The organism is Citrobacter sp. Ce006, assembly GCF_030336535.1.
Classification (GTDB): domain Bacteria; phylum Pseudomonadota; class Gammaproteobacteria; order Enterobacterales; family Enterobacteriaceae; genus Citrobacter; species Citrobacter europaeus.
On the sequence record NZ_JAOWDO010000057.1, the window covers coordinates 38,614 to 58,487 of the forward strand.

Consider the following 19,874-nt stretch of genomic DNA (forward strand, 5'->3'; position numbering starts at 1 on the left):
CCTGCCCTCTTTTTTACCCACATAAGGGAACGAGCAATGAACAACTTTAATCTCCATACCCCAACCCGTATTTTGTTTGGTAAAGGCGCTATTGCTGAGCTGCGCGATCAAATCCCTCAGGATGCTCGCGTACTGATTACCTACGGCGGCGGCAGCGTGAAAAAAACCGGCGTTCTGGCACAGGTTCAGGATGCGCTGAAAGGCCTGGATGTGCTGGAGTTTGGCGGTATTGAGCCGAACCCGTCTTATGAAACGCTGATGAACGCAGTAAAAATCGTGCGTGATGAAAAAGTGACGTTCCTGCTGGCTGTAGGCGGGGGTTCTGTGCTGGATGGCACCAAATTCATCGCGGCAGCGGCACAGTACGCTGACGGTATCGATCCATGGCGCATTCTGGAAACCCACGGTAACGATGTAACAAGCGCTATCCCGATGGGCTCAGTATTAACCCTGCCTGCAACCGGCTCTGAATCTAACTCCGGTGCGGTAATTTCGCGTAAAACCACCGGCGATAAGCTGGCCTTTATGACCCCGTTTGTGCAGCCGGTATTTGCCGTGCTGGATCCGGTTTACACCTATACCCTGCCGCCGCGTCAGGTTGCGAACGGCGTCGTGGATGCCTTTGTGCATACCGTTGAGCAGTATGTGACTTATCCGGTAGACGGGAAAATTCAGGATCGCTTTGCCGAAGGCATTCTGCTGACGTTGATAGAAGAAGGCCCGAAAGCACTGCAGGAGCCGGAAAACTACAACGTGCGTGCGAACGTCATGTGGGCGGCGACCCAGGCGCTGAACGGCCTGATTGGCGCAGGCGTACCGCAGGACTGGGCAACACATATGCTGGGCCATGAACTGACCGCAATGCACGGTCTGGATCATGCTCAAACATTGGCCATCGTTCTGCCAGCGCTGTGGAATGAAAAACGCGACACCAAACGCGCCAAACTGCTGCAATACGCAGAGCGTATCTGGAATATCACCGAAGGTGATGATGACCAGCGCATTGACGCCGCTATTGCCGCAACCCGCGCTTTCTTCGAACAAATGGGCGTACCGACTCGCCTGTCTGACTACGGCCTGGACGGTAGCTCCATCCCGGCGTTGCTGGAAAAACTGCAAGCGCATGACGGTACGAAACTGGGCGAACATCAGGACATTACGCTTGAGGTCAGCCGTCGGATTTACGAAGCGGCCCGCTAAGGTTTTTTAACCTCCGCCTTTCGTTTTTGGGTATTTATACCAGGCTTAAGTCACACCATGTCACCGGAGTATGTTCCGGTGACAGTTATTCAGGGGGGAATTATGACCACTCCAACCATGATCAAACTACAGGATGGTAACGTCATGCCGCAACTGGGCCTGGGGGTCTGGAAGGCAAGCAACGAAGAAGTCATTACCGCCATTCATAAAGCGCTGGAAGTGGGGTATCGCTCAATTGATACCGCTGCGGCGTACAAAAACGAAGAAGGTGTCGGCAAAGCAATACGCGATGCTGGCATACCACGGGACGAGTTATTCATCACCACCAAGCTGTGGAATGATGACCAAAAACGTCCCCGGGAAGCCTTGCTCGAAAGCATGGAAAAACTCCAGGTTGATTACCTCGATCTGTACCTGATGCACTGGCCGGTTCCGGCGATCGATCACTACGTTGAAGCGTGGGAAAACATGATCGACCTGCAAAAAGAAGGTCTGATTAAAAGCATCGGCGTGTGCAACTTTCAGATCAACCATCTCCAGCGGCTGATGGATGAAACCGGCGTACCTCCGGTGATTAACCAGATAGAACTTCATCCGCTGATGCAACAGCGCCAGCTTCATGCCTGGAACGCCACACATAAAATCCAGACCGAATCCTGGAGCCCGCTGGCGCAGGGCGGGCAGGACGTCTTTGATCAAAAGATCATCCGTGACCTCGCTGAGAAATATGGCAAAACACCGGCGCAGATTGTCATCCGCTGGCACCTGGATAGCGGGCTGGTGGTGATTCCGAAATCGGTCACCCCTGCGCGTATCGCAGAAAACTTTAACGTCTGGGACTTCCGCCTGGATAAAGATGAATTAGGCGAAATCGCGAAACTCGATCAGGGCAAACGTCTGGGACCAGACCCGGACCAGTTCGGCGGTTAACTCCCCCTTTAAGCCCGGCGCCAGATGTCCGGGCTTACTCACTACCAGGCTGGCAAATCCCCGCTTTTGGTATCGAATGCGACGCATCCGGCAAGGAACATGTCACGCGATAAGCCTCGCCATCTGCCGCATGCACCCCGCCCAAACGACCGCCCAGTTCAACCTCGTACGAATTCCCTTCAGCGGAAATATGCAGCGCGGAGCGATAAATCCAGTCCATGGGGCCAATTGGCAGAAAGAATGTCCATTCGTACTTATCGGGAAAGGAAAAAAAACCATCTCGATCGGACACGGTACTGACTGGAGATGCGTTACTGTTTAAGGTAATTTCCGCACCCTGAACGGGTTGTCCAGCGCTATTTGTCAGTCGCCCATCCACCGCGGGCTGCGTCTGATGATGTGCCACACAACCGCTTTGTAGTATCACCGTCAGCAGCACTGCTGACCTTATCCACTTAGCCATCCTTGCTCTCACTTTGAATTAAGTCCATTTACGTTTTCCAGGAGCGAATGATACTCTGAGTCCATCATCCCCTGGAAGAGTCACCGCAATGACCTGTATTTTCTGTCAAATTGTTGAAGGCAAAGCGCCCTGCCATAAGGTCTGGGAAGACGAGCATCACCTGGCTTTTCTGTCGATTTTCCCGAACACCGACGGTTTTACCGTGGTGATCCCGAAAAAGCATTACCCCAGCTATGCCTTCGATATGCCGCCGCAGGCGTTGGCTGACCTGATGCTGGCAACCCAAAAAGTGGCTAAGAAACTGGATAAGGCTTTCCCGGACGTCAGCCGTACGGGGATGTTTTTCGAAGGTTTCGGCGTAGACCATGTGCACAGTAAATTAAGCCCCATGCACGGTACTGGCGATTTAACCCACTGGAAACCGATTGAAGCGCGGCAGAACAAATTTTTCGAGCAGTATGAAGGGTATCTGTCGTCACACGATCATGAACGGGCGGATGATGCAAAACTGGTCGCATTAGCGGCCAGAATTCGTGAGGCGTAAGTACTGAGTCTCTCTACTGGATGGCGGCGCAAGCCACTTACCCGGCCTACAAAATCGTGCTATTCGTAGGCCTGATAAGTATTTCACTACCGGGCAAGACGGATTAGCGCCCCGCCACTTTCCCACGTTTTTTGTTCGCGGCAGGCGTCTGGCGCTGATGCGCCACTGGCGTATGTTTAGTCAACGCCGGACGAGTATGACGGTTCTGACGACGTGCTTCGCGCATCTCTTCCAGCGTAGGCGCCGGAACCAGACATTCGCGACGACCACCGATCAGATGCTTTTTACCCATATCTTCCAGCGCCTGGCGGATTAACGGCCAGTTGGCTGGATCGTGGTAACGCAGCAGGGCTTTATGCAGACGACGCTGCTTATCACCTTTCGGCACCACCACGTCTTCACTCTTATAACCAATTTTACCCAGCGGATTTTTCCCGGTGTAATACATGGTTGTGGAGTTCGCCAGCGGCGATGGGTAGAAGTTCTGCACCTGATCGAGGCGGAAACGACGTTGTTTCAGCCACAGCGCCAGATTCACCATATCCTCGTCACGCGTACCCGGGTGCGCGGAAATAAAGTACGGGATCAGGTACTGTTCTTTACCCGCCTGTTTAGAGTAGGTATCGAACAATTCCTTAAAGCGATCGTAGCTGCCCATCCCCGGCTTCATCATCTTCGACAGCGGGCCTTCTTCAGTATGCTCTGGCGCAATCTTCAGATAGCCGCCAACGTGATGGGTCGCCAGCTCTTTGATATAGCGCGGATCTTCAACTGCGATGTCATAGCGCACACCGGAAGCGATGAGGATCTTTTTAATGCCTTTCAAATCACGCGCACGGCGATAAAGGTTAATCGTCGGTTCGTGGTTGGTATCCATATGCGGACAAATATCCGGATAGACGCATGACAGACGACGGCAGGTTTGCTCCGCACGCGGTGACTTACAGCGCAGCATATACATGTTCGCCGTTGGGCCGCCGAGATCGGAAATCACGCCGGTAAAGCCCGGAACGGTGTCGCGAATGGCTTCAATTTCATTGATGATCGAATCTTCAGAGCGGCTCTGGATGATACGGCCTTCGTGCTCGGTTATCGAACAGAAAGAGCAGCCACCAAAGCAACCACGCATAATGTTGATCGAGAAACGGATCATCTCATAGGCCGGAATACGGCTGTCGCCATACGCCGGATGCGGCACGCGCTTGTACGGCAGCGCAAAGACGCTGTCCATCTCTTCGGTAGACAGCGGAATGGCTGGCGGGTTGATCCAGATATAGCGATCGCCATGCTTTTGCATCAGCGCGCGCGCGCAGCCTGGGTTGGTTTCGTGGTGCAGGATACGCGACGCATGCGCATACAGCACTTTATCGCCCTTCACTTTTTCGAAGGATGGCAGCAGCACGTAGGTTTTTTCCCACGGTTTCGGGCGTGGCGGCTGTACGGTTACCGCTTTCGCTTCCTGTTTTTTCGGGGCGACAGGTTTGTTGTCGGCACACGGCAAATCTTCGCCGTACGGATGTGGGATCGGGTCAATCTTGCCCGGCGTGTCGAGACGCGTGGAGTCCACCCCACTCCAGCCCGGCAGCGCTTCTTTAACCATAATCGCGGTGTTACGCACGTCGCGGATCTGATCGATAGTTTCACCCATCGCCAGACGATGCGCCACTTCCACCAGCGGACGTTCGCCGTTGCCGAACATCAGCATGTCGGCTTTGGAATCCACCAGAACGGAGCGACGAACGGTATCAGACCAGTAGTCGTAGTGCGCAGTACGGCGCAGGCTGGCCTCAATGCCGCCGAGAATAACCGGCACATCTTTCCATGCTTCTTTACAACGCTGGGTATAGACCAGCGTGGCGCGGTCCGGGCGTTTGCCAGCCACGTTGTCTGGCGTGTAGGCATCGTCATGGCGCAGTCGGCGATCGGCGGTATAACGGTTGATCATCGAATCCATGTTGCCTGCGGTCACACCAAAGAACAGGTTCGGTTTACCCAAACGCATAAAATCGTCTTTGTTGTTCCACTCCGGCTGGGCGATAATCCCCACGCGAAAGCCCTGCGCTTCCAGCATACGGCCGCAAATTGCCATGCCAAAGCTGGGATGGTCGACGTATGCATCGCCGGTAACCAGAATGATGTCGCAGCTATCCCAGCCAAGTAGGTCCATTTCGTCACGTGACATCGGCAAAAACGGTGCCGGGCCAAAACAGGCAGCCCAGTACTGCGGCCAGGAGAAAAGGTCTCTGTCCGGCTGGATCAGGGATATTGCGCTCATAGTGCTTCCAAAAATGGTAAAAAAATAATCAAAGGCCGGGGATTATAAGCCGGAACGCAATAGAGATCGAAAGATTATGAGCGCTTAGGCATTATTTTTCCGCACCGCAAACTTCGTCTATTCGCGCTTTGCCATCAAAAACAGAAGACTCGCCAATATACTGCCTGAAAGCATCGCGAAGTTCCGTACAAGAAATCCCTCCTGCATGTAGCGCGCTCACGACCTGCGATCCCTTATCTTCAGTGTAAAAACCGTGCGCCAGTTGGTTATCAGAGTAAGGCGCTTTACGCTCCAGTATGTCGCGAATAACAAGGGTAAGGACTTGCGGATCTCCATTACTGTAGCCCCTCGCACGGTCGATGGCCTCTTCCAGCACCTTATTGTTCCCATCGCGATCGTCAAAATCCGTCCATTGTACGACGTCTTTGTCCAGAATGGCCTGAATCACCGGACGCGGCGCATACTCCACCAAATACTTCAAAAGCTGGTCGCGATAGTCGGAGTCGGTTTCCGCCTTCAGGATAGCGGGCGTAGCGGCAATATCATCCGCGATCGTGACATCTCCTGACAACGCTCTGGCCTGGAGCTGGTACATCCGCTTTATCGGTTGACGATGATTCCACAGAAACTGCGTCAGTTCAGCATCGCCTTCTTTGAGTATCCTGCGGTAAACCTCATCATTTAATAACGATGGCATGTGGCGTAATAAGACCGTTGCCATTGCAAAATAGCGCTGTTTTTGTTCGGTCGTTGGTATAGCAGAAAAATAAACATTATTGCTTAATGGGTTATCCTCCATCAGCGCTTCCCGATTGCGAGCAGCCTGTTCGGAATCACCTGACAATAATTCACTGAAAACCTTCAGCGCGGTCTTATTCTGGCTATTAACCGCCTGGGTCAGTGGCGATACATAAGGGTAGACCGCGTTATCAAAAGGATTAGCCCCACTGGCGATTAAAATCCTGAACGTTGACTCCGGCATATCTTGTTCATATGCCGAATAAGAAAGCATTTTCTGACGGAAAGCGGGATCGCTTAACTGGTTTTTAAAGCTATCACTGGCCTGATGCAGCGTATAGAGTTGATTAATGTCTCGCGCGCGCTGGAAATCTACATAAAGCTGCGGCTCCAGTTGATTCTGACATACGAAAAAAATGGCTATGGCGACAAGATGGCCGCCAACCGAAGAACCGAGCAGTGTTTTTCCTTTGTACAGCAACCAAAAAGCCAATATTCCAGCAAGTATCGCAGGGGAAACGATCAAAAAAATACGCGAGTTTAATTCGTCGCCATAAAAAGTAAAAACGCCCCACAGCGATAGCAAAGCGACGCACTGTGGTAATACCAGCCATAGCAGGATATGACGACTGGTGAGATTTTTAAAACTGGAGCAAATCAACACCAAAATAGCGATGCCTGCTATTACAGGCATCGCCATCATCAAAAAAAATACAATAAGGTCATACCAGGTAAAACTAATCATCGTTGCATCCTTTGCAATAAAACGAATCCATGCGATATCAATAAATTAGCTACGGCGCCGGATTCACCAACATTTGTCCGATAGATCCCCGGTCCGCCATTTCCAGCGTCTGGCTGTTAAAGTAGAACGGGAAATGAGCCCAGGAAGGTTGTCCGTAGTAAACCAGTAATTCAACCTGACCGTCGACCCAGACGGTATCTTTCCAGCCTCTGTCTTCCGGGAACGGCATCGCGCCATTCACATTACGGATCAGGAACGAGACGCCTTCAATATGGAAAGACTGAGGCATATCCGCCCTTACCGTCCAGCGCTCCCAGGAGCCCTGCTGGGCGGTAATATCCATACGGTTGACGTCCCACAGTTGACCGTTAATGCCAGGATCGTCATCCAGGCTGATATCACGGCTGCGAATCGGCGAACCGCTGAGGATTTCAGTTGGCAGCAGGCGCATTGGCAGGCTATCAGTCACCAGTGGCAGAAGACCTGTCGGGCGCAACGTCAGTACCAGCGTGGAGATGAGAATACTGGAAGGCTCAAAGAATCCGCGGATCCTGTCGACAATGCTGGCCGCCTCACCGCAGGTGATAGAGACCTCATTTCCGTTAGTCATATCCACCAGAATCTCACGGCGCTCGCCCGGCGCCAGCGAGAGCTGCTTCACCGAAACCGGCGCAGGTAAAAAACCCTGATCGCTGGAAATCACATGCAGCGGACGGCCATCGCTCATTTGCAGCTGGTAACGACGCGAGTTTGACGCGTTCAGCAAGCGCAAACGCACCCAGCCGCGGGAGACTTCGACATACGGGCTTTGCGCCCCGTTGACCAGTAACGTATCGCCAACAAAACCACCGCTACCGGGCTCGCTGTATTCCGGCGTGCCAAAGTTGTCCAGGCGCTTGTCCTGGATAATGATCGGAAAATCATCCACGCCATAGTGGTTTGGAATAGACAGTGACTTACTCACTTCATCTTCAACCAGCCACATCCCGGCAAGACCGTTGTAAACCTGCTGGGCGGTACGATTTGGCGTATTGGCGTGATACCACAACGTGGCGGCATTCTGGCGAATCGGCAGCACTGGCGCCCAGTCCGCATTAGGAGACATCATACGCGCCGGGCCGCCCATCAGCGGGCCAGGCACCTGTAGTCCGGCGACGGTCATCGAGACATTTTCAGTCAAACGGTTGCTGTAGATAAGCTTGACGTCATCCCCTTTCCAGACGCGGATCGTCGGTCCCAGGTAGCGGCCGTTAACCCCCCAGACAGGCGCGCGGGTGCCTTGCGTAAAGGACCAGTGCGCACGTTGCAGCGTCATAAATAGCGGCTGCCCCCGACGGGACTCCAGCAGCGGAGGCACGGGTAACGGTTGTTGCTGACCGGCAGCATTAGCCTTCAGCGGAACAGCACCTGCACACAGTGCGATCCCCGATGCCTGAATGAACTGACGCCGACTGAATGACATATAAACTCCATGAAAAACTGGCGATTAACACGCAGGAAATCTTTTCCTGTAAAAAACCCGAATTGCGCGGATTAAACCTTACCGGCGGCTTCCCGCTCAGCAACTTCTTTATCGAGTTCTGCGATTTTTTGTTCCATCAGCGTACGGCAATGCGCTGCCAGTTCACGAACCTGATCTTTCCCAAAGTGGCTAATATCCACCGGCGGCAGCATCTCTACAATCGCCAGACCATTATTGAGTCGGTTGAGTTTTATCTTGTTCGAGGTTGTTGAAACGCACACTGGAATGACCGGGACACCCGCCGCAATCGCCGCATGAAACGCACCGGTTTTAAACGGCAGCAAACCGCGACCACGGCTGCGTGTTCCTTCCGGGAACATCCAGATAGAAATGCGACGTTTTTTGAAATGGTTCACCACGGCTGCAATGGTGCTGTGCGCTTTTGCGCGGTTGTTTCTGTCAATCAGCAGGTTGCCGGTTAACCAGTACAACTGCCCGAAGAACGGGATCCACAGCAGGCTTTTTTTACCTACCGTCACCGTCGGCGGCTGAACGATATTCGCCGCGGTAACCATGTCATAGTTGTTCTGATGGTTACAAATATAGATAGCATTACCATAGTTCTGCGCGTCTGCCGGCATGCGGCACTCGACCTTCAGGCCATAAAGGGGAGCCAGGCGGCCAAACATATGACCGAACGTTGCGACGTGTTTTGGATTTCGTGGGCTGAACAGACAGTATATACAACCGAAAATACAGACCAGAATGCAGTAAATAACAGTAATGATTAAACGAAAAATATATAGCATAACAACCTCTAAGGCCTAAGAGCCTGGCATTTTACGTCACCTGATTCATCATGCAGTATCAGGTTAGGGCTTTGTTAAGGGCGGCTCTCTGGAAAAGCGTATTGTTAATCGCAACGCACGAATAAACAACGGTTTCACGGGAATTTTTAACGTTGGCTCTCCCTGGGCTAAAACAGGGAGAGCCGGACGGTAGCGTTATTCTTCGCTGTCGCCGTGACTGGCGCGTCTAGGCGAGTCAATATCAATGCTGTCGATACGCTGCAGACCACGCATTAGCGTCCCGCGACGGCCACGCTCGCCGGTTACTTTCTGCAACTCTTCAGGACGCAGTTTAATTTTGCGCTTACCGACGTGGATGGTCAGCGTGCTTTGTGGCGGCAGCACGTAGAGCTTCGCCAGGCCATCTTCGCCTTTCGCCGCTTCCGCTGAAGGGATATTGATAATCTTGTTCCCTTTGCCTTTAGACAATTGTGGCAAATCGCTTACCGGGAACATCAACATGCGACCAGCCTGGGTGATGGCCAGCAGCATATCGGTTTCATCTTCAATCACCACTGGCTGCATCACGCGCGCATTTTCTGGCAGCGTAATTAATGCCTTACCAGCACGGTTACGTGCTACCAGGTCATTGAAGGTGCAGACAAAACCGTAGCCCGCATCGGAAGCCATCAGCAGTTTCTGATCGTCGCCTTCCATCAGCATGTGCTCAACCGTCGCACCCGGCGGCAGAGTGAGCTTACCGGTCAATGGTTCGCCCTGGCCACGCGCCGACGGCAGCGTAATCGGGTCGATGGCATAGCTGCGCCCGGTCGAGTCAACGAACACCACCGGCTGGTTGCTCTTACCCTTCACTGCCGACTTAAAGCTGTCGCCCGCTTTATAGCTTAATCCTGGCGCATCGATGTCGTGGCCTTTCGCACTACGCACCCAGCCACTCTGGGACAACACAATGGTCACCGGCTCTGACGGCAGCATGTCGTGCTCGCTCATCGCCTTCGCTTCTTCGCGCTCTGTCAGCGGAGAGCGACGATCGTCGCCATAGGCCTCGGCGTCAGCCTGCAGTTCTTTCTTCAGCAGGTTACTCATTTTACGCTCGGAAGCCAGAATGCCCTGCAGTTGATCGCGCTCTTTCGCCAGTTCATCCTGCTCACCGCGGATTTTCATCTCTTCGAGTTTGGCAAGGTGGCGCAATTTCAGCTCAAGGATGGCTTCAGCCTGGGTTTCAGAAATACCAAACCGCGACATCAGCTCGGGCTTAGGTTCATCTTCATGACGAATGATTTCGATCACTTCGTCAATGTTGAGGAACGCCACCAGCAAACCTTCAAGGATGTGCAGGCGTTTAAGCACTTTTTCCAGACGATAGTTCAGGCGACGACGCACGGTATCACGACGGAACGCCAGCCATTCGGTGAGGATCTCCAGCAGGTTTTTCACCGCCGGGCGACCGTCGAGGCCGATCATGTTCAGGTTGATGCGGTAGCTTTTTTCCAGATCGGTGGTGGCAAACAGGTGGTTCATTACCTGTTCCATATCCACGCGATTAGAGCGCGGGACAATCACCAGACGGGTCGGGTTTTCGTGATCCGATTCGTCGCGCAGGTCGTCTACCATCGGCAGCTTTTTATTGCGCATTTGAGCGGCGATCTGCTCCAGCACTTTTGCCCCGGAAACCTGATGCGGCAGCGCGGAAATCACCACTGCGCCGTCTTCTTTCGTCCATACCGCACGCATACGTACGGAGCCGCGTCCGTTTTCGTAAATCTTACGAATCTCCGCACGCGAGGTAATGATCTCTGCTTCGGTCGGGTAATCCGGCCCCTGTACAATATCCAGCAACTGATCCAGCGTCGTTTTCGGCTGCTCAATCAGAGTAATCGCTGCTTTTGCCACTTCACGCAGGTTGTGCGGCGGAATGTCCGTCGCCATACCCACGGCAATACCGGTCGTACCATTCAGCAGAATATTGGGCAGACGTGCAGGCAGCATCTTCGGCTCCTGCATGGTGCCGTCGAAGTTTGGCACCCAGTCTGACGTTCCCTGACCGAGTTCACCCAGCAGGACTTCCGCATATTTAGACAGGCGGGATTCGGTATAACGCATCGCCGCGAAGGATTTCGGATCGTCTGGTGCCCCCCAGTTCCCCTGCCCGTCAACCAGCGGATAACGGTAAGAGAACGGCTGCGCCATCAGCACCATCGCTTCATAACAAGCGCTGTCGCCGTGTGGATGGTATTTACCCAGCACGTCACCGACGGTACGGGCGGATTTTTTAAATTTGGCGCTGGCATTCAGCCCCAGTTCGGACATCGCGTACACGATGCGACGCTGAACGGGTTTCAAACCATCGCCAATAAACGGCAACGCCCTGTCCATGATGACGTACATGGAGTAGTTCAGATAAGCGTTTTCCGTGAATTCATGCAGCGCCAGGCGCTCTGCCATATCGCTCATTAATCGTGGTTCCTCAACTTTATACCCCTCAATGAAAGGGCAATATTGCCGCAGATACTACCCTATCTGGCGTGTTGAGTCACAAAGAAAAGGGCCGCGAATGCGGCCCTGATGGGGATTATTTGGCAACTTTGGTAATCTGTTTCACGTCGATTTCAACGGAGTTCCAGTCTTTATCCACCTCGCCCTGGATTTCAACCACATCCTGCGGCGTGACGGTTACGCCGTTCCAGCGCTTGTGGTCGATATCCACATTCACCGTGCCGGTCGCATCTTTAAACACATACAGGTCGTCGGAAATACGTTCAACGATGTTCCCACGCAGGGTAACCCAGGTGTCATCACGCAGCGATTTGGCGCTTTCTACCGTTGTGCTGCTACCGTTCGGGCCGACAAATCCGCCGTTTTGGCTTTGCGTGGTGGTGGTTGGTCCAGAGAAGCCGCCCTGCTGAGCTGCCAGAACAGGTGCGGAACACAGTGCCATTACGGCAACCATTGCAGCTAATTTTTTCATCGTCATGTCTCCCTTTCATGTTGGTTTACGACTATTAAATAAGTTAATCCTTAACAAGTTCTTAAGGCAAAAAAAGATACTTTTTTTGCTGTACAGAGGCTGTAGCCACAGGTTTACTGATGGTAAAGAAAGCGGCGGCAGGGAAGAACATATGCGTATTTTACTGATCGAAGATGACACATTGATTGGCGATGGCCTGAAAACGGGTCTGAGTAAAATGGGTTTCAGCATCGACTGGTTTAGCGAAGGCCGTCAGGGGAAAGAAGCGCTTTATAGCGCTCCTTATGATGCAGTTATCCTCGACCTGACGCTGCCTGGCATAGACGGACGGGACATCTTGCGCGAATGGCGAACCAACGGGAAGCAGGAGCCGGTGCTGATCCTGACCGCTCGCGACGCGCTGGCAGAACGCGTTGAAGGCTTACGTCTGGGCGCGGATGACTATCTTTGCAAACCCTTTGCGCTGATTGAAGTTGCCGCGAGGCTGGAGGCGCTGGTGCGCCGTGCCAGCGGCCAGGCCAGCAGCATATTACGCCATGGTCAGGTGACGCTCGATCCCGGCGCGCTGGTCGCCACGGCGGCGGATGAGCCTTTGTCTCTCAAACCCAAAGAGTTCGCGCTGCTGGAGCTACTTATGCGCAACAAAGGTCGCGTCCTGCCACGCAAACTGATTGAAGAAAAACTGTATACCTGGGACGAGAACGTCTCCAGCAATGCGGTTGAAGTACACGTCCATCACTTACGCCGTAAGCTCGGCAGCGACTTTATCCGTACCGTGCATGGCATTGGCTACACCCTGGGTGACGCATGAAACTCACACAACGCCTCAGCCTGCGCGTCAGGCTAACGCTTATTTTTTTGATTCTGGCATCAGCGACCTGGGCCGTTTCCAGCTTTGTGGCCTGGAAGCAGACTACCGATAACGTCGATGAGCTGTTTGATACGCAACTGATGCTGTTCGCCAAACGGCTCAGCACGCTGGATCTTGACGAGCTAAAAGCCTCAGAGCGCATTGCGCATACGCCGAAAAAATTCAAACATGGCCATATTGATGACGATGTGCTGACCTTTGCTGTCTATACGCCAGAAGGGAAAATGGTGCTCCACGATGGCGACAATGGTCAGTACATTCCCTATAGCTATCGTCGGGAAGGTTTTGACGATGGCTATTTAACCGGCGACAACGATAAATGGCGCTTTGTCTGGCTGACGTCGGCGGATAAAAAATACCGCATCGTTGTGGGGCAGGAATGGGAATACCGTGAAGACATGGCCCTGGCGATTGTGACAACGCAACTGGTACCCTGGCTTATCGCATTGCCATTGATGCTATTAATCCTGATCGTATTGTTAAGTCTTGAGCTCAAACCCCTGAAAAAACTGGCGCAGGCGTTACGTTTGCGCGACCCGGAATCTGAAGATCCCCTCAGTTTAAAAGGCATTCCCGGCGAGGTTCGCCCGCTGGTTGAATCGCTCAACCAACTTTTTATCCGTATTCACACCACCATGGTGCGCGAACGGCGCTTTACTTCCGATGCGGCTCATGAACTACGTAGCCCACTCACCGCGCTGAAAGTACAGGCCGAAGTGGCGCAATTGTCTGACGATGATCCGCAGGCAAGGCAAAAAGCCTTAATGCAGATGCAAACCGGCATTGAACGCGCCACCCGACTGGTCGATCAACTCCTGACGCTTTCGCGCCTCGACTCCCTCGACAATCTTCAGGATGTAGCGGAAATCTCGCTGGAGGAGCTACTGCAATCCGCGGTGATGGATATCTACCACCCGGCCCAGCAGGCGCACATCGATGTGCGTTTGCAGATTAACGCGCACGACATTACGCGTACGGGACAGCCGCTGTTACTCAGCCTGATGGTACGAAATCTGCTGGATAATGCGATCCGCTACAGTCCGCAGGGTAGCATTGTGGAAGTGACGCTCAACGCCCGCAATTTCAGCGTCAAAGATAATGGTCCTGGCATCGCGCCTGAGGTCCTTACCCACATCGGTGAACGCTTTTATCGCCCTCCGGGACAAAGCGTGACCGGCAGCGGTCTCGGCCTGTCGATTGTCCGCCGTATTGCGACTTTGCATAGAATGTCAGCCTCATTTGGCAACGCTCCACAAGGTGGCTTTGAAGCTAAGGTCAGTTGGTAACTGGGTTATTATTGCTCAAATAGCAAAAGACTTTGCACATTTTGCTAATTTCACCGCACCGCTGGTGGGAGTAAAATCGTCCTCAAACGTATTTCCTTGAGGACACAAAATGAGCAACATTCTGATTATCAATGGTGCGAAAAAATTCGGCCATTCTAATGGTCAACTGAATGACACCCTGACCGAGGTCGCGGACGGTATCCTGCGCGACCTCGGGCATGATGTTAAAGTCGTACGCGCAGACAGCGATTATGACGTTCAAACAGAAGTGCAGAACTTCGTGTGGGCCGATGCGGTTATCTGGCAAATGCCTGGCTGGTGGATGGGCGCACCGTGGACCGTGAAAAAATACATCGATGACGTGTTTACCGCAGGTCACGGTACGCTGTATGCCAGCGATGGCCGTACACGTTCAGATGCCTCTAAAAAATACGGTTCCGGCGGGCTGATTCAGGGCAAAAAATACATGTTGTCTCTGACCTGGAACGCACCGATGGAAGCCTTCACAGAAAAAGATCAGTTCTTCCATGGCGTTGGCGTTGATGGCGTTTATCTCCCGTTCCATAAAGCAAACCAGTTCCTGGGAATGGAAGCGCTGCCGACCTTTATCACCAATGACGTGATTAAAATGCCGGACGTCCCGCGTTATATCGCAGAATATCGCAAGCATCTGAACGAAATTTTTGGTTAACTGGTAACCTGGAATTAGAAGGAGTTAACCATGCTTACCGTTATTGCAGAAATCCGTACACGTCCAGGTCAACATCACCGCCAGGCGGTACTGGATCAGTTCGCTAAAATCGTTCCGACCGTACTGAAAGAAGAAGGCTGCCACGGCTACGCGCCGATGGTCGATCATGCTGCTGGCGTCAGTTTTCAGACCACGGCCCCGGACTCAATCGTGATGATTGAACAGTGGGAAAGCATTGCGCATCTTGAAGCGCATTTGCAGACACCGCACATGAAAGCCTATAGCGAAGCCGTGAAAGGTGATGTGCTGGAGATGAATATTCGTATTCTGGAATCTGGCATTTAAGATTGTCGATTTGCCGGATAACGCCACAAACAGACGTATCCGGCTTACACAGCAATCTCCAGGCCCGGTAAGCGCAGCGCCACCGGGCATTCTTTACCAGTAAAGCTTCCAGCTCTGGGTGAAGCGCATTAACGCTTCAACGTAGAAATAATCCCCCCAGCTTGCGCACTCATCGACCCCTTTGTTGCTCGACAGGTGATACACCGAGTGTTTCAGTAGCCCGTTCCCCAGCTCATCTTTGCCCATCAGATAGTGCCTGGTCAGCGAAGACATGATCCCCATCGCCCACTGCTGATAGCGCTCGCGATCCGGATCGGTCACCGGCAGGTGTTTAATCAGCTCCAGCAGACCGCAGACCGCAATCGCTGCCGAAGATGAATCGCGCAGCGCATCGGTCCCGACTAATGCCAGATCCCAATGGCAAACGGCATCTTCCGGCAAACGATTAAGAAAGTAGTTGGCCAACTTTTTCGACAGCTGCACCATCTGGGTATCACCGGTGTAGATATAGCTCAGCAGAAAACCATAAATTCCCCACGCCTGCCCACGCGACCAGCAAGAATCGTCGGCATAGCCCTGCTGAGTATTACCGTAACGCGGCTCGCCGGTTTGCACGTCCATATAGTAGGTGTGGAAGGTCGAGGCATCCTGGCGGATCAGATATTTTGCTGCCTGCGCAACGTGCGCTTTGGCGGCATTCGCAAAACGCAGATCGCCCGTTTGCTCGCTTGCCCAGTACAACAGCGGCAGATTCATATTGCAGTCGATGATCATCCGCCCGGCCTGCTCGGGATCGCGAAGATCGCCCCATGCCTGGATGATCTGCGCCTTTTCATGAAAACGCTCCAACAGCGCTTCTGCCGCCATCAGGGAAAACCCTCGCGCATCACGATTACCCGTCAATCGCCAGGCCGCCACGCAGGAAAGCGTGTAGAGGAATCCCAGGTCGTGGGTGTTGGTATCGTGGCGTCCGGCAATACGCAAGCCAAACGAACGCACATGTTTCTCCGCCATCTCACGAAATTTGCTCTCACCACTCATTTCCCACGCCAGCCATAACTGCCCGGTCCAGAAGCTGGTCGTCCATTCCACATTATTTGTCAGCGGGTAATAACCTTGCACACAGGTTTCGGCAGGAAATTGTTCACCGAATTCCGTTAAATGACGGCTAATCAATTCGAGGACATGTTCTCGAGCGCTACTCATTTGATCCTGAAAGCTACCAGGATTAACCGGGCTGCCAGGAAATACGCGCAACGATTCCTCAACGATATGATTTAACATATTTCGGTTCCTTCTTACGTAAATTATTTTGCAGGATTATTTTCAGCGATATCGAGAGCGATATTTTTGCCTCGTTTGCTCTGACAGGCAGATAAAGTAAATGCTGATATCAATGTAAAGATCAGCGCCACAATGCCCATAATGATATATGTTTTCTCAAAACCGATCCGGTCATACATTAATCCAGCAGGTGATGAAACTACCACGTTACCGACATACAGCATGGCCTGATAACCCAGTAAATACATGGTCGCATTTACCCGTTTATCAAAATGCTCGGCAATATATTTAAAGACGGAAACCAGTAATAAACAGATCTCCAGACCGTATAGCGGTTTCAGCACAGAAATGAGCAGATGAGAGTCGCACAGACCGGAGATAACCAACCGTGCGCCCACCAGCAGCCCAACAATCAGCAGGCCACGCTTCGCGCCAACATAATTGACGAATAACGGGATGACCATGTACATGACAAATTCCATTCCCGACTGCACGGTCCCCAGATAGCCAAACACGGCGTTCCCTTCATGCACATCTGAGAAGAAAGTGACGAAGTAGCGGGAGAACTGCTGCTCAGCGATGAACATCATCCACGCTACGCCTGCAACATACAGGCAGAATGCCCAGAATTTGCGATTTCGCAGCAGGGCGTACACATCCGCCGGGGCGATTTTCTCTTTGGTTAACACCTCCGAGGCGTTGGCCGCATTGACATTGACTTTCAGACTCAGCAGAACAACCAGCATCACCACCGACGCCACGCTGCCGAGCATAAAGTTATAGGCCGGAGAGAGGTTAAACAGCAGACCAGAGAACGATGACGCCACTGCCCAGCCAAGTGACCCCCACATGCGGATTTGCCCAAACTCCATGCCGTTCAGGCGGCTGTAGCGATCGGAATACGATTCACAGGCAGCCACCCCGGCATACCACGCAAAGCTTAAGTAAATCGCGCCAACGATAATGCCCAGCATTGTATGGGACAGTAATAATGGCTGATAGATATAAATAAAAAAGGGTGCCATTAATGCAGACATCACCACGACAAAATAGAGCAGATATTTACTCATCCCTATTTTATCGAGAATATAGCCATAAATAGGTTTCAGAATAACCGAAAAAATACCATTCACGGCAAATACGGTGCCGATCACCGTGCCACTCAATTGCGCTTTTTGCCCTAACCAGATAGCCAGCAGACCAATACTTGCAGACCATGTAAAGAAATAGAGGAATATAAAACTACTTATTTTATAATATTCAGTCCGATTTCCCATTGAACTATTTTTCATACCATCCTCGCTATAAAAAGAACGACAACTGGCGTGCACTTTCAGGCTGCTGAATAACAACCTGGCTATTGTTGATAGAAAGCAGCGGAACGGCGGCGTACTGTCTTTGCTGTCCACTGGCGCTCACGGCGCAGCAAAGCCAGCTTTCGCCCTGTGGGATTTCGGCGGTAAGCACAGGGATCGAGGCGCATTCAGGGAACATGATGCTGCTGTTTGGCGGCGTGACCACGTTGTCTGGCTGACGAACTATGGACGGTGAAAGATCAACGATAACGCTGGTTCCATTAGGTGCCGCAATGAGACAGCCGCGATCGCGTAGCTGAGGCTCGGCTTTCATTACCGCAAATCCCCCTTCCACCGTTTGCAGGCTTCGCGCGCTGTGAATACGATGCAAACGAAGATGCCACTCACCAAACGGGACCAGCCATGTATCAAGGGTAACGTCATGCCAGGGAGACCAGCGGGACCAGCGGGACCAGATAAAATTCTCATCAACCCGAACGTCATCGCACTGACGACGGCCACGATAGTAGCCATCGCCGTCTGCCAACAGCAGCATAGAATCACAGGCCGCATGTTTGATGCCGTAACGACCACGCTCAATGGTGAAACCGAAACGGCTGGAGTAGGCGAATTTGGTGTATTTGGCTTCGGTATTGACGTAGTTGTTCAGTTCAAGCTGGCCTGAGGTCAGCATCGTGACATGTTCAGAATGCTCACTGTGCTGCATGATCTGCGCGGCATGCGTAATCACCCGTTTTTCGTCAAGTACGGGTAAGGCCTGCTCTTCAGCCTGCCAGAAGGGATGCTTCTCGGGCAGAGCGAGGATCAAAAAGACCTTCAATGCCCAGTAGGGCGATCCCGGCGAGTTGTAATCTTCGCACATCGCCAGGTTCGGATAGGCAAACCCCAGTGTCAGAATGCCATCACGATCGAAAATCGGCTGCTTCTGCCACCAACGCAAATGGCGCAAGATCACGCCTTTAATGACGCCTGGCGAAAAGACATCCAGTTCAGCAAACGCTACTGCGCTCCAGAACGCAACCATGGCAAAGCGGTAGGTCAGGCTGCGGCCAAACGGCACCGATGCGCCGTCTGCTGCGGACAGATAAATGAAATCTTCGGCAAACAGACGCGAGCGCTCACGCAGAGTGGCGGCACGATCGGCATCATCGGGGCTTAGGGTGGCATATAACAGGCCATAAAAATGGAAGGCCATAGAGATGTAGTAATCTTTCGGACGCCCGGGACCATCGGAATACCAGCCGTCACCGAGATAGTAGGCTTCCATCAGTTCAAAACGGCGATCGATAGCAGCCTGATCATAAGGCAGACCCGCCCGCTTGAAGCCAAGCTGAACGATAATCGCAAAGTAGTTCCAGTTGCTGTCCGGCATTTGCGCGTCGGTTATCTGGTTCAGCCAGCAATGCAGATTTTCACGTTCGCGCAAGGAGAAGCAGTCCGTCAGTTGCGTCTGTAACAATGCCAGACCCAGACCATATGCAGCCATCTCGACCAGGCGCTGATCGTACGGGCCGGTATCCCCCCAGTAGTGTGGACTTTGCGGATCGGTGCCAAGTTTTATCGCCTGAATGTATTTTTCGGCATACGGCGCATCAGCCCCGCCCGCCATCAGCGGAAACAGTCCCCACAGCGCCCGGGAAAGTCCTTCCATACAGGCAATATCCACGCTGTAGTGAGCACAGGTATTGCCAAGTGAAAACTGAGCCTGTCCTACCGGAAACTGCTGATCCAGCGCACGCAAAATGGCGTGAACAGCGCAGGTTACGTCTTCGCGTGATGACAATGGATTTGATTTTTCTTCAGTTGTTGACCACATACTCTGCCCCTCTGAATTAAGTGGCTAAAGAATAGTGAATCGCAGAGCAGCAGAAATGTTACGTCAATCACACCACCAGCATTAAAGTAAAACAGCGATTGAGGAAATTTAAAAATAGGGTTTATAAATTA

General features: G+C 52.6%; 17 protein-coding genes. 7 read left to right on the forward strand and 10 right to left on the reverse strand.

The window, feature by feature from the left end:
* Positions 1–36: 36 nt before the first annotated feature.
* Together yqhD and dkgA are read left to right on the forward strand one after the other, a co-directional pair.
* Positions 37–1,200 (forward strand): alcohol dehydrogenase, encoded by a 1,164-nt coding sequence (gene yqhD, locus OGV94_RS04680; RefSeq protein ID WP_286522718.1) that lies wholly within the window; start codon positions 37–39, stop codon positions 1,198–1,200.
* A gap of 102 nt (positions 1,201–1,302) precedes the next feature.
* On the forward strand, positions 1,303–2,130 hold the full coding sequence (gene dkgA, locus OGV94_RS04685; RefSeq protein ID WP_080626092.1) for a 2,5-didehydrogluconate reductase DkgA: 828 nt from the start codon (positions 1,303–1,305) through the stop codon (positions 2,128–2,130).
* 34 nt (positions 2,131–2,164) lie between these two features.
* On the opposite strand, the gene OGV94_RS04690 is transcribed toward dkgA, so the two are convergent.
* Positions 2,165–2,593: a carboxypeptidase-like regulatory domain-containing protein gene (locus tag OGV94_RS04690; RefSeq protein WP_075145632.1), complete on the reverse strand. Its 429-nt coding sequence runs from the start codon at positions 2,591–2,593 to the stop codon at positions 2,165–2,167.
* Between the two features lie 88 nt (positions 2,594–2,681).
* Between OGV94_RS04690 and OGV94_RS04695 the strand changes: the two genes are divergently transcribed.
* Positions 2,682–3,137: an HIT family protein gene (locus OGV94_RS04695; RefSeq protein ID WP_172862398.1), complete on the forward strand. Its 456-nt coding sequence runs from the start codon at positions 2,682–2,684 to the stop codon at positions 3,135–3,137.
* A 103-nt stretch (positions 3,138–3,240) separates the two neighbouring features.
* On the opposite strand, the gene OGV94_RS04700 is transcribed toward OGV94_RS04695, so the two are convergent.
* The 6 genes from OGV94_RS04700 to OGV94_RS04725 form a co-directional block, all read right to left on the reverse strand.
* Positions 3,241–5,412: a YgiQ family radical SAM protein gene (locus OGV94_RS04700; protein ID WP_286522720.1), complete on the reverse strand. Its 2,172-nt coding sequence runs from the start codon at positions 5,410–5,412 to the stop codon at positions 3,241–3,243.
* A 91-nt stretch (positions 5,413–5,503) separates the two neighbouring features.
* Positions 5,504–6,895: a hypothetical protein gene (locus tag OGV94_RS04705; RefSeq protein ID WP_286522722.1), complete on the reverse strand. Its 1,392-nt coding sequence runs from the start codon at positions 6,893–6,895 to the stop codon at positions 5,504–5,506.
* 49 nt (positions 6,896–6,944) lie between these two features.
* Positions 6,945–8,357 carry a cell division protein FtsP gene (gene ftsP / locus OGV94_RS04710; RefSeq protein WP_047408602.1) on the reverse strand — a complete coding sequence of 471 codons (1,413 nt, stop codon included), beginning with the start codon at positions 8,355–8,357 and terminating at the stop codon, positions 6,945–6,947.
* A 71-nt stretch (positions 8,358–8,428) separates the two neighbouring features.
* On the reverse strand, positions 8,429–9,166 hold the full coding sequence (gene plsC, locus OGV94_RS04715; RefSeq protein ID WP_043017631.1) for a 1-acylglycerol-3-phosphate O-acyltransferase: 738 nt from the start codon (positions 9,164–9,166) through the stop codon (positions 8,429–8,431).
* Positions 9,167–9,361: 195 nt separating this feature from the next.
* Entirely contained in the window at positions 9,362–11,620 is a 2,259-nt protein-coding gene (gene parC / locus OGV94_RS04720; protein ID WP_043017632.1) for a DNA topoisomerase IV subunit A, read from the reverse strand.
* 118 nt (positions 11,621–11,738) lie between these two features.
* Positions 11,739–12,134, reverse strand: a complete 396-nt coding sequence (locus OGV94_RS04725; RefSeq protein WP_005123105.1) for a YgiW/YdeI family stress tolerance OB fold protein — start codon at positions 12,132–12,134, stop codon at positions 11,739–11,741.
* Positions 12,135–12,285: 151 nt separating this feature from the next.
* Here OGV94_RS04725 and qseB point away from each other — a divergent pair, with 151 nt between their 5' ends.
* From qseB to OGV94_RS04745, 4 genes are all read left to right on the forward strand, one after another.
* Positions 12,286–12,945 (forward strand): quorum sensing response regulator transcription factor QseB, encoded by a 660-nt coding sequence (qseB, locus tag OGV94_RS04730; RefSeq protein WP_286522725.1) that lies wholly within the window; start codon positions 12,286–12,288, stop codon positions 12,943–12,945.
* The gene (gene qseC, locus OGV94_RS04735) at positions 12,942–14,291 is read left to right on the forward strand and encodes a quorum sensing histidine kinase QseC (RefSeq protein WP_043017634.1); all 1,350 of its coding nucleotides are present in this window, start codon (positions 12,942–12,944) and stop codon (positions 14,289–14,291) included. Before qseB ends, qseC begins: the two co-directional genes overlap by 4 nt.
* Positions 14,292–14,400: 109 nt before the next feature.
* The gene (locus OGV94_RS04740) at positions 14,401–14,982 is read left to right on the forward strand and encodes an NAD(P)H-dependent oxidoreductase (RefSeq protein ID WP_043017635.1); all 582 of its coding nucleotides are present in this window, start codon (positions 14,401–14,403) and stop codon (positions 14,980–14,982) included.
* Between the two features lie 30 nt (positions 14,983–15,012).
* On the forward strand, positions 15,013–15,327 hold the full coding sequence (locus tag OGV94_RS04745) for a putative quinol monooxygenase (RefSeq protein ID WP_042289259.1): 315 nt from the start codon (positions 15,013–15,015) through the stop codon (positions 15,325–15,327).
* Between the two features lie 93 nt (positions 15,328–15,420).
* Here the strand turns inward: OGV94_RS04745 and OGV94_RS04750 are convergent, their stop codons facing one another.
* Genes OGV94_RS04750 through OGV94_RS04760 form a run of 3 tightly spaced genes read right to left on the reverse strand, consistent with a single transcriptional unit; the run spans position 15,421 to position 19,743 of the window.
* Complete coding sequence (locus OGV94_RS04750) at positions 15,421–16,611, reverse strand: glycoside hydrolase family 88 protein (protein ID WP_286522727.1); 1,191 nt, start codon at positions 16,609–16,611, stop codon at positions 15,421–15,423.
* A gap of 23 nt (positions 16,612–16,634) precedes the next feature.
* Positions 16,635–17,903, reverse strand: coding sequence for an oligosaccharide MFS transporter (locus OGV94_RS04755; protein ID WP_286522729.1), 1,269 nt, complete (start codon positions 17,901–17,903; stop codon positions 16,635–16,637).
* Between the two features lie 10 nt (positions 17,904–17,913).
* On the reverse strand, positions 17,914–19,743 hold the full coding sequence (locus tag OGV94_RS04760) for a DUF2264 domain-containing protein (protein ID WP_286522731.1): 1,830 nt from the start codon (positions 19,741–19,743) through the stop codon (positions 17,914–17,916).
* Positions 19,744–19,874 lie beyond the last annotated feature (131 nt).

Bases quoted from the DNA above. Each gene is read 5' to 3' on its own strand.
- yqhD (WP_286522718.1), top strand. From the start codon at position 37: ATGAACAACTTTAATCTCCATACCCCAACCCGTATTTTGTTTGGTAAA.
- dkgA (WP_080626092.1), top strand. From the start codon at position 1,303: ATGACCACTCCAACCATGATCAAACTACAGGATGGTAACGTCATGCCG.
- OGV94_RS04690 (WP_075145632.1), bottom strand. From the start codon at position 2,593: ATGGCTAAGTGGATAAGGTCAGCAGTGCTGCTGACGGTGATACTACAA.
- OGV94_RS04695 (WP_172862398.1), top strand. From the start codon at position 2,682: ATGACCTGTATTTTCTGTCAAATTGTTGAAGGCAAAGCGCCCTGCCAT.
- OGV94_RS04700 (WP_286522720.1), bottom strand. From the start codon at position 5,412: ATGAGCGCAATATCCCTGATCCAGCCGGACAGAGACCTTTTCTCCTGG.
- OGV94_RS04705 (WP_286522722.1), bottom strand. From the start codon at position 6,895: ATGATTAGTTTTACCTGGTATGACCTTATTGTATTTTTTTTGATGATG.
- ftsP (WP_047408602.1), bottom strand. From the start codon at position 8,357: ATGTCATTCAGTCGGCGTCAGTTCATTCAGGCATCGGGGATCGCACTG.
- plsC (WP_043017631.1), bottom strand. From the start codon at position 9,166: ATGCTATATATTTTTCGTTTAATCATTACTGTTATTTACTGCATTCTG.
- parC (WP_043017632.1), bottom strand. From the start codon at position 11,620: ATGAGCGATATGGCAGAGCGCCTGGCGCTGCATGAATTCACGGAAAAC.
- OGV94_RS04725 (WP_005123105.1), bottom strand. From the start codon at position 12,134: ATGAAAAAATTAGCTGCAATGGTTGCCGTAATGGCACTGTGTTCCGCA.
- qseB (WP_286522725.1), top strand. From the start codon at position 12,286: ATGCGTATTTTACTGATCGAAGATGACACATTGATTGGCGATGGCCTG.
- qseC (WP_043017634.1), top strand. From the start codon at position 12,942: ATGAAACTCACACAACGCCTCAGCCTGCGCGTCAGGCTAACGCTTATT.
- OGV94_RS04740 (WP_043017635.1), top strand. From the start codon at position 14,401: ATGAGCAACATTCTGATTATCAATGGTGCGAAAAAATTCGGCCATTCT.
- OGV94_RS04745 (WP_042289259.1), top strand. From the start codon at position 15,013: ATGCTTACCGTTATTGCAGAAATCCGTACACGTCCAGGTCAACATCAC.
- OGV94_RS04750 (WP_286522727.1), bottom strand. From the start codon at position 16,611: ATGTTAAATCATATCGTTGAGGAATCGTTGCGCGTATTTCCTGGCAGC.
- OGV94_RS04755 (WP_286522729.1), bottom strand. From the start codon at position 17,903: ATGAAAAATAGTTCAATGGGAAATCGGACTGAATATTATAAAATAAGT.
- OGV94_RS04760 (WP_286522731.1), bottom strand. From the start codon at position 19,743: ATGTGGTCAACAACTGAAGAAAAATCAAATCCATTGTCATCACGCGAA.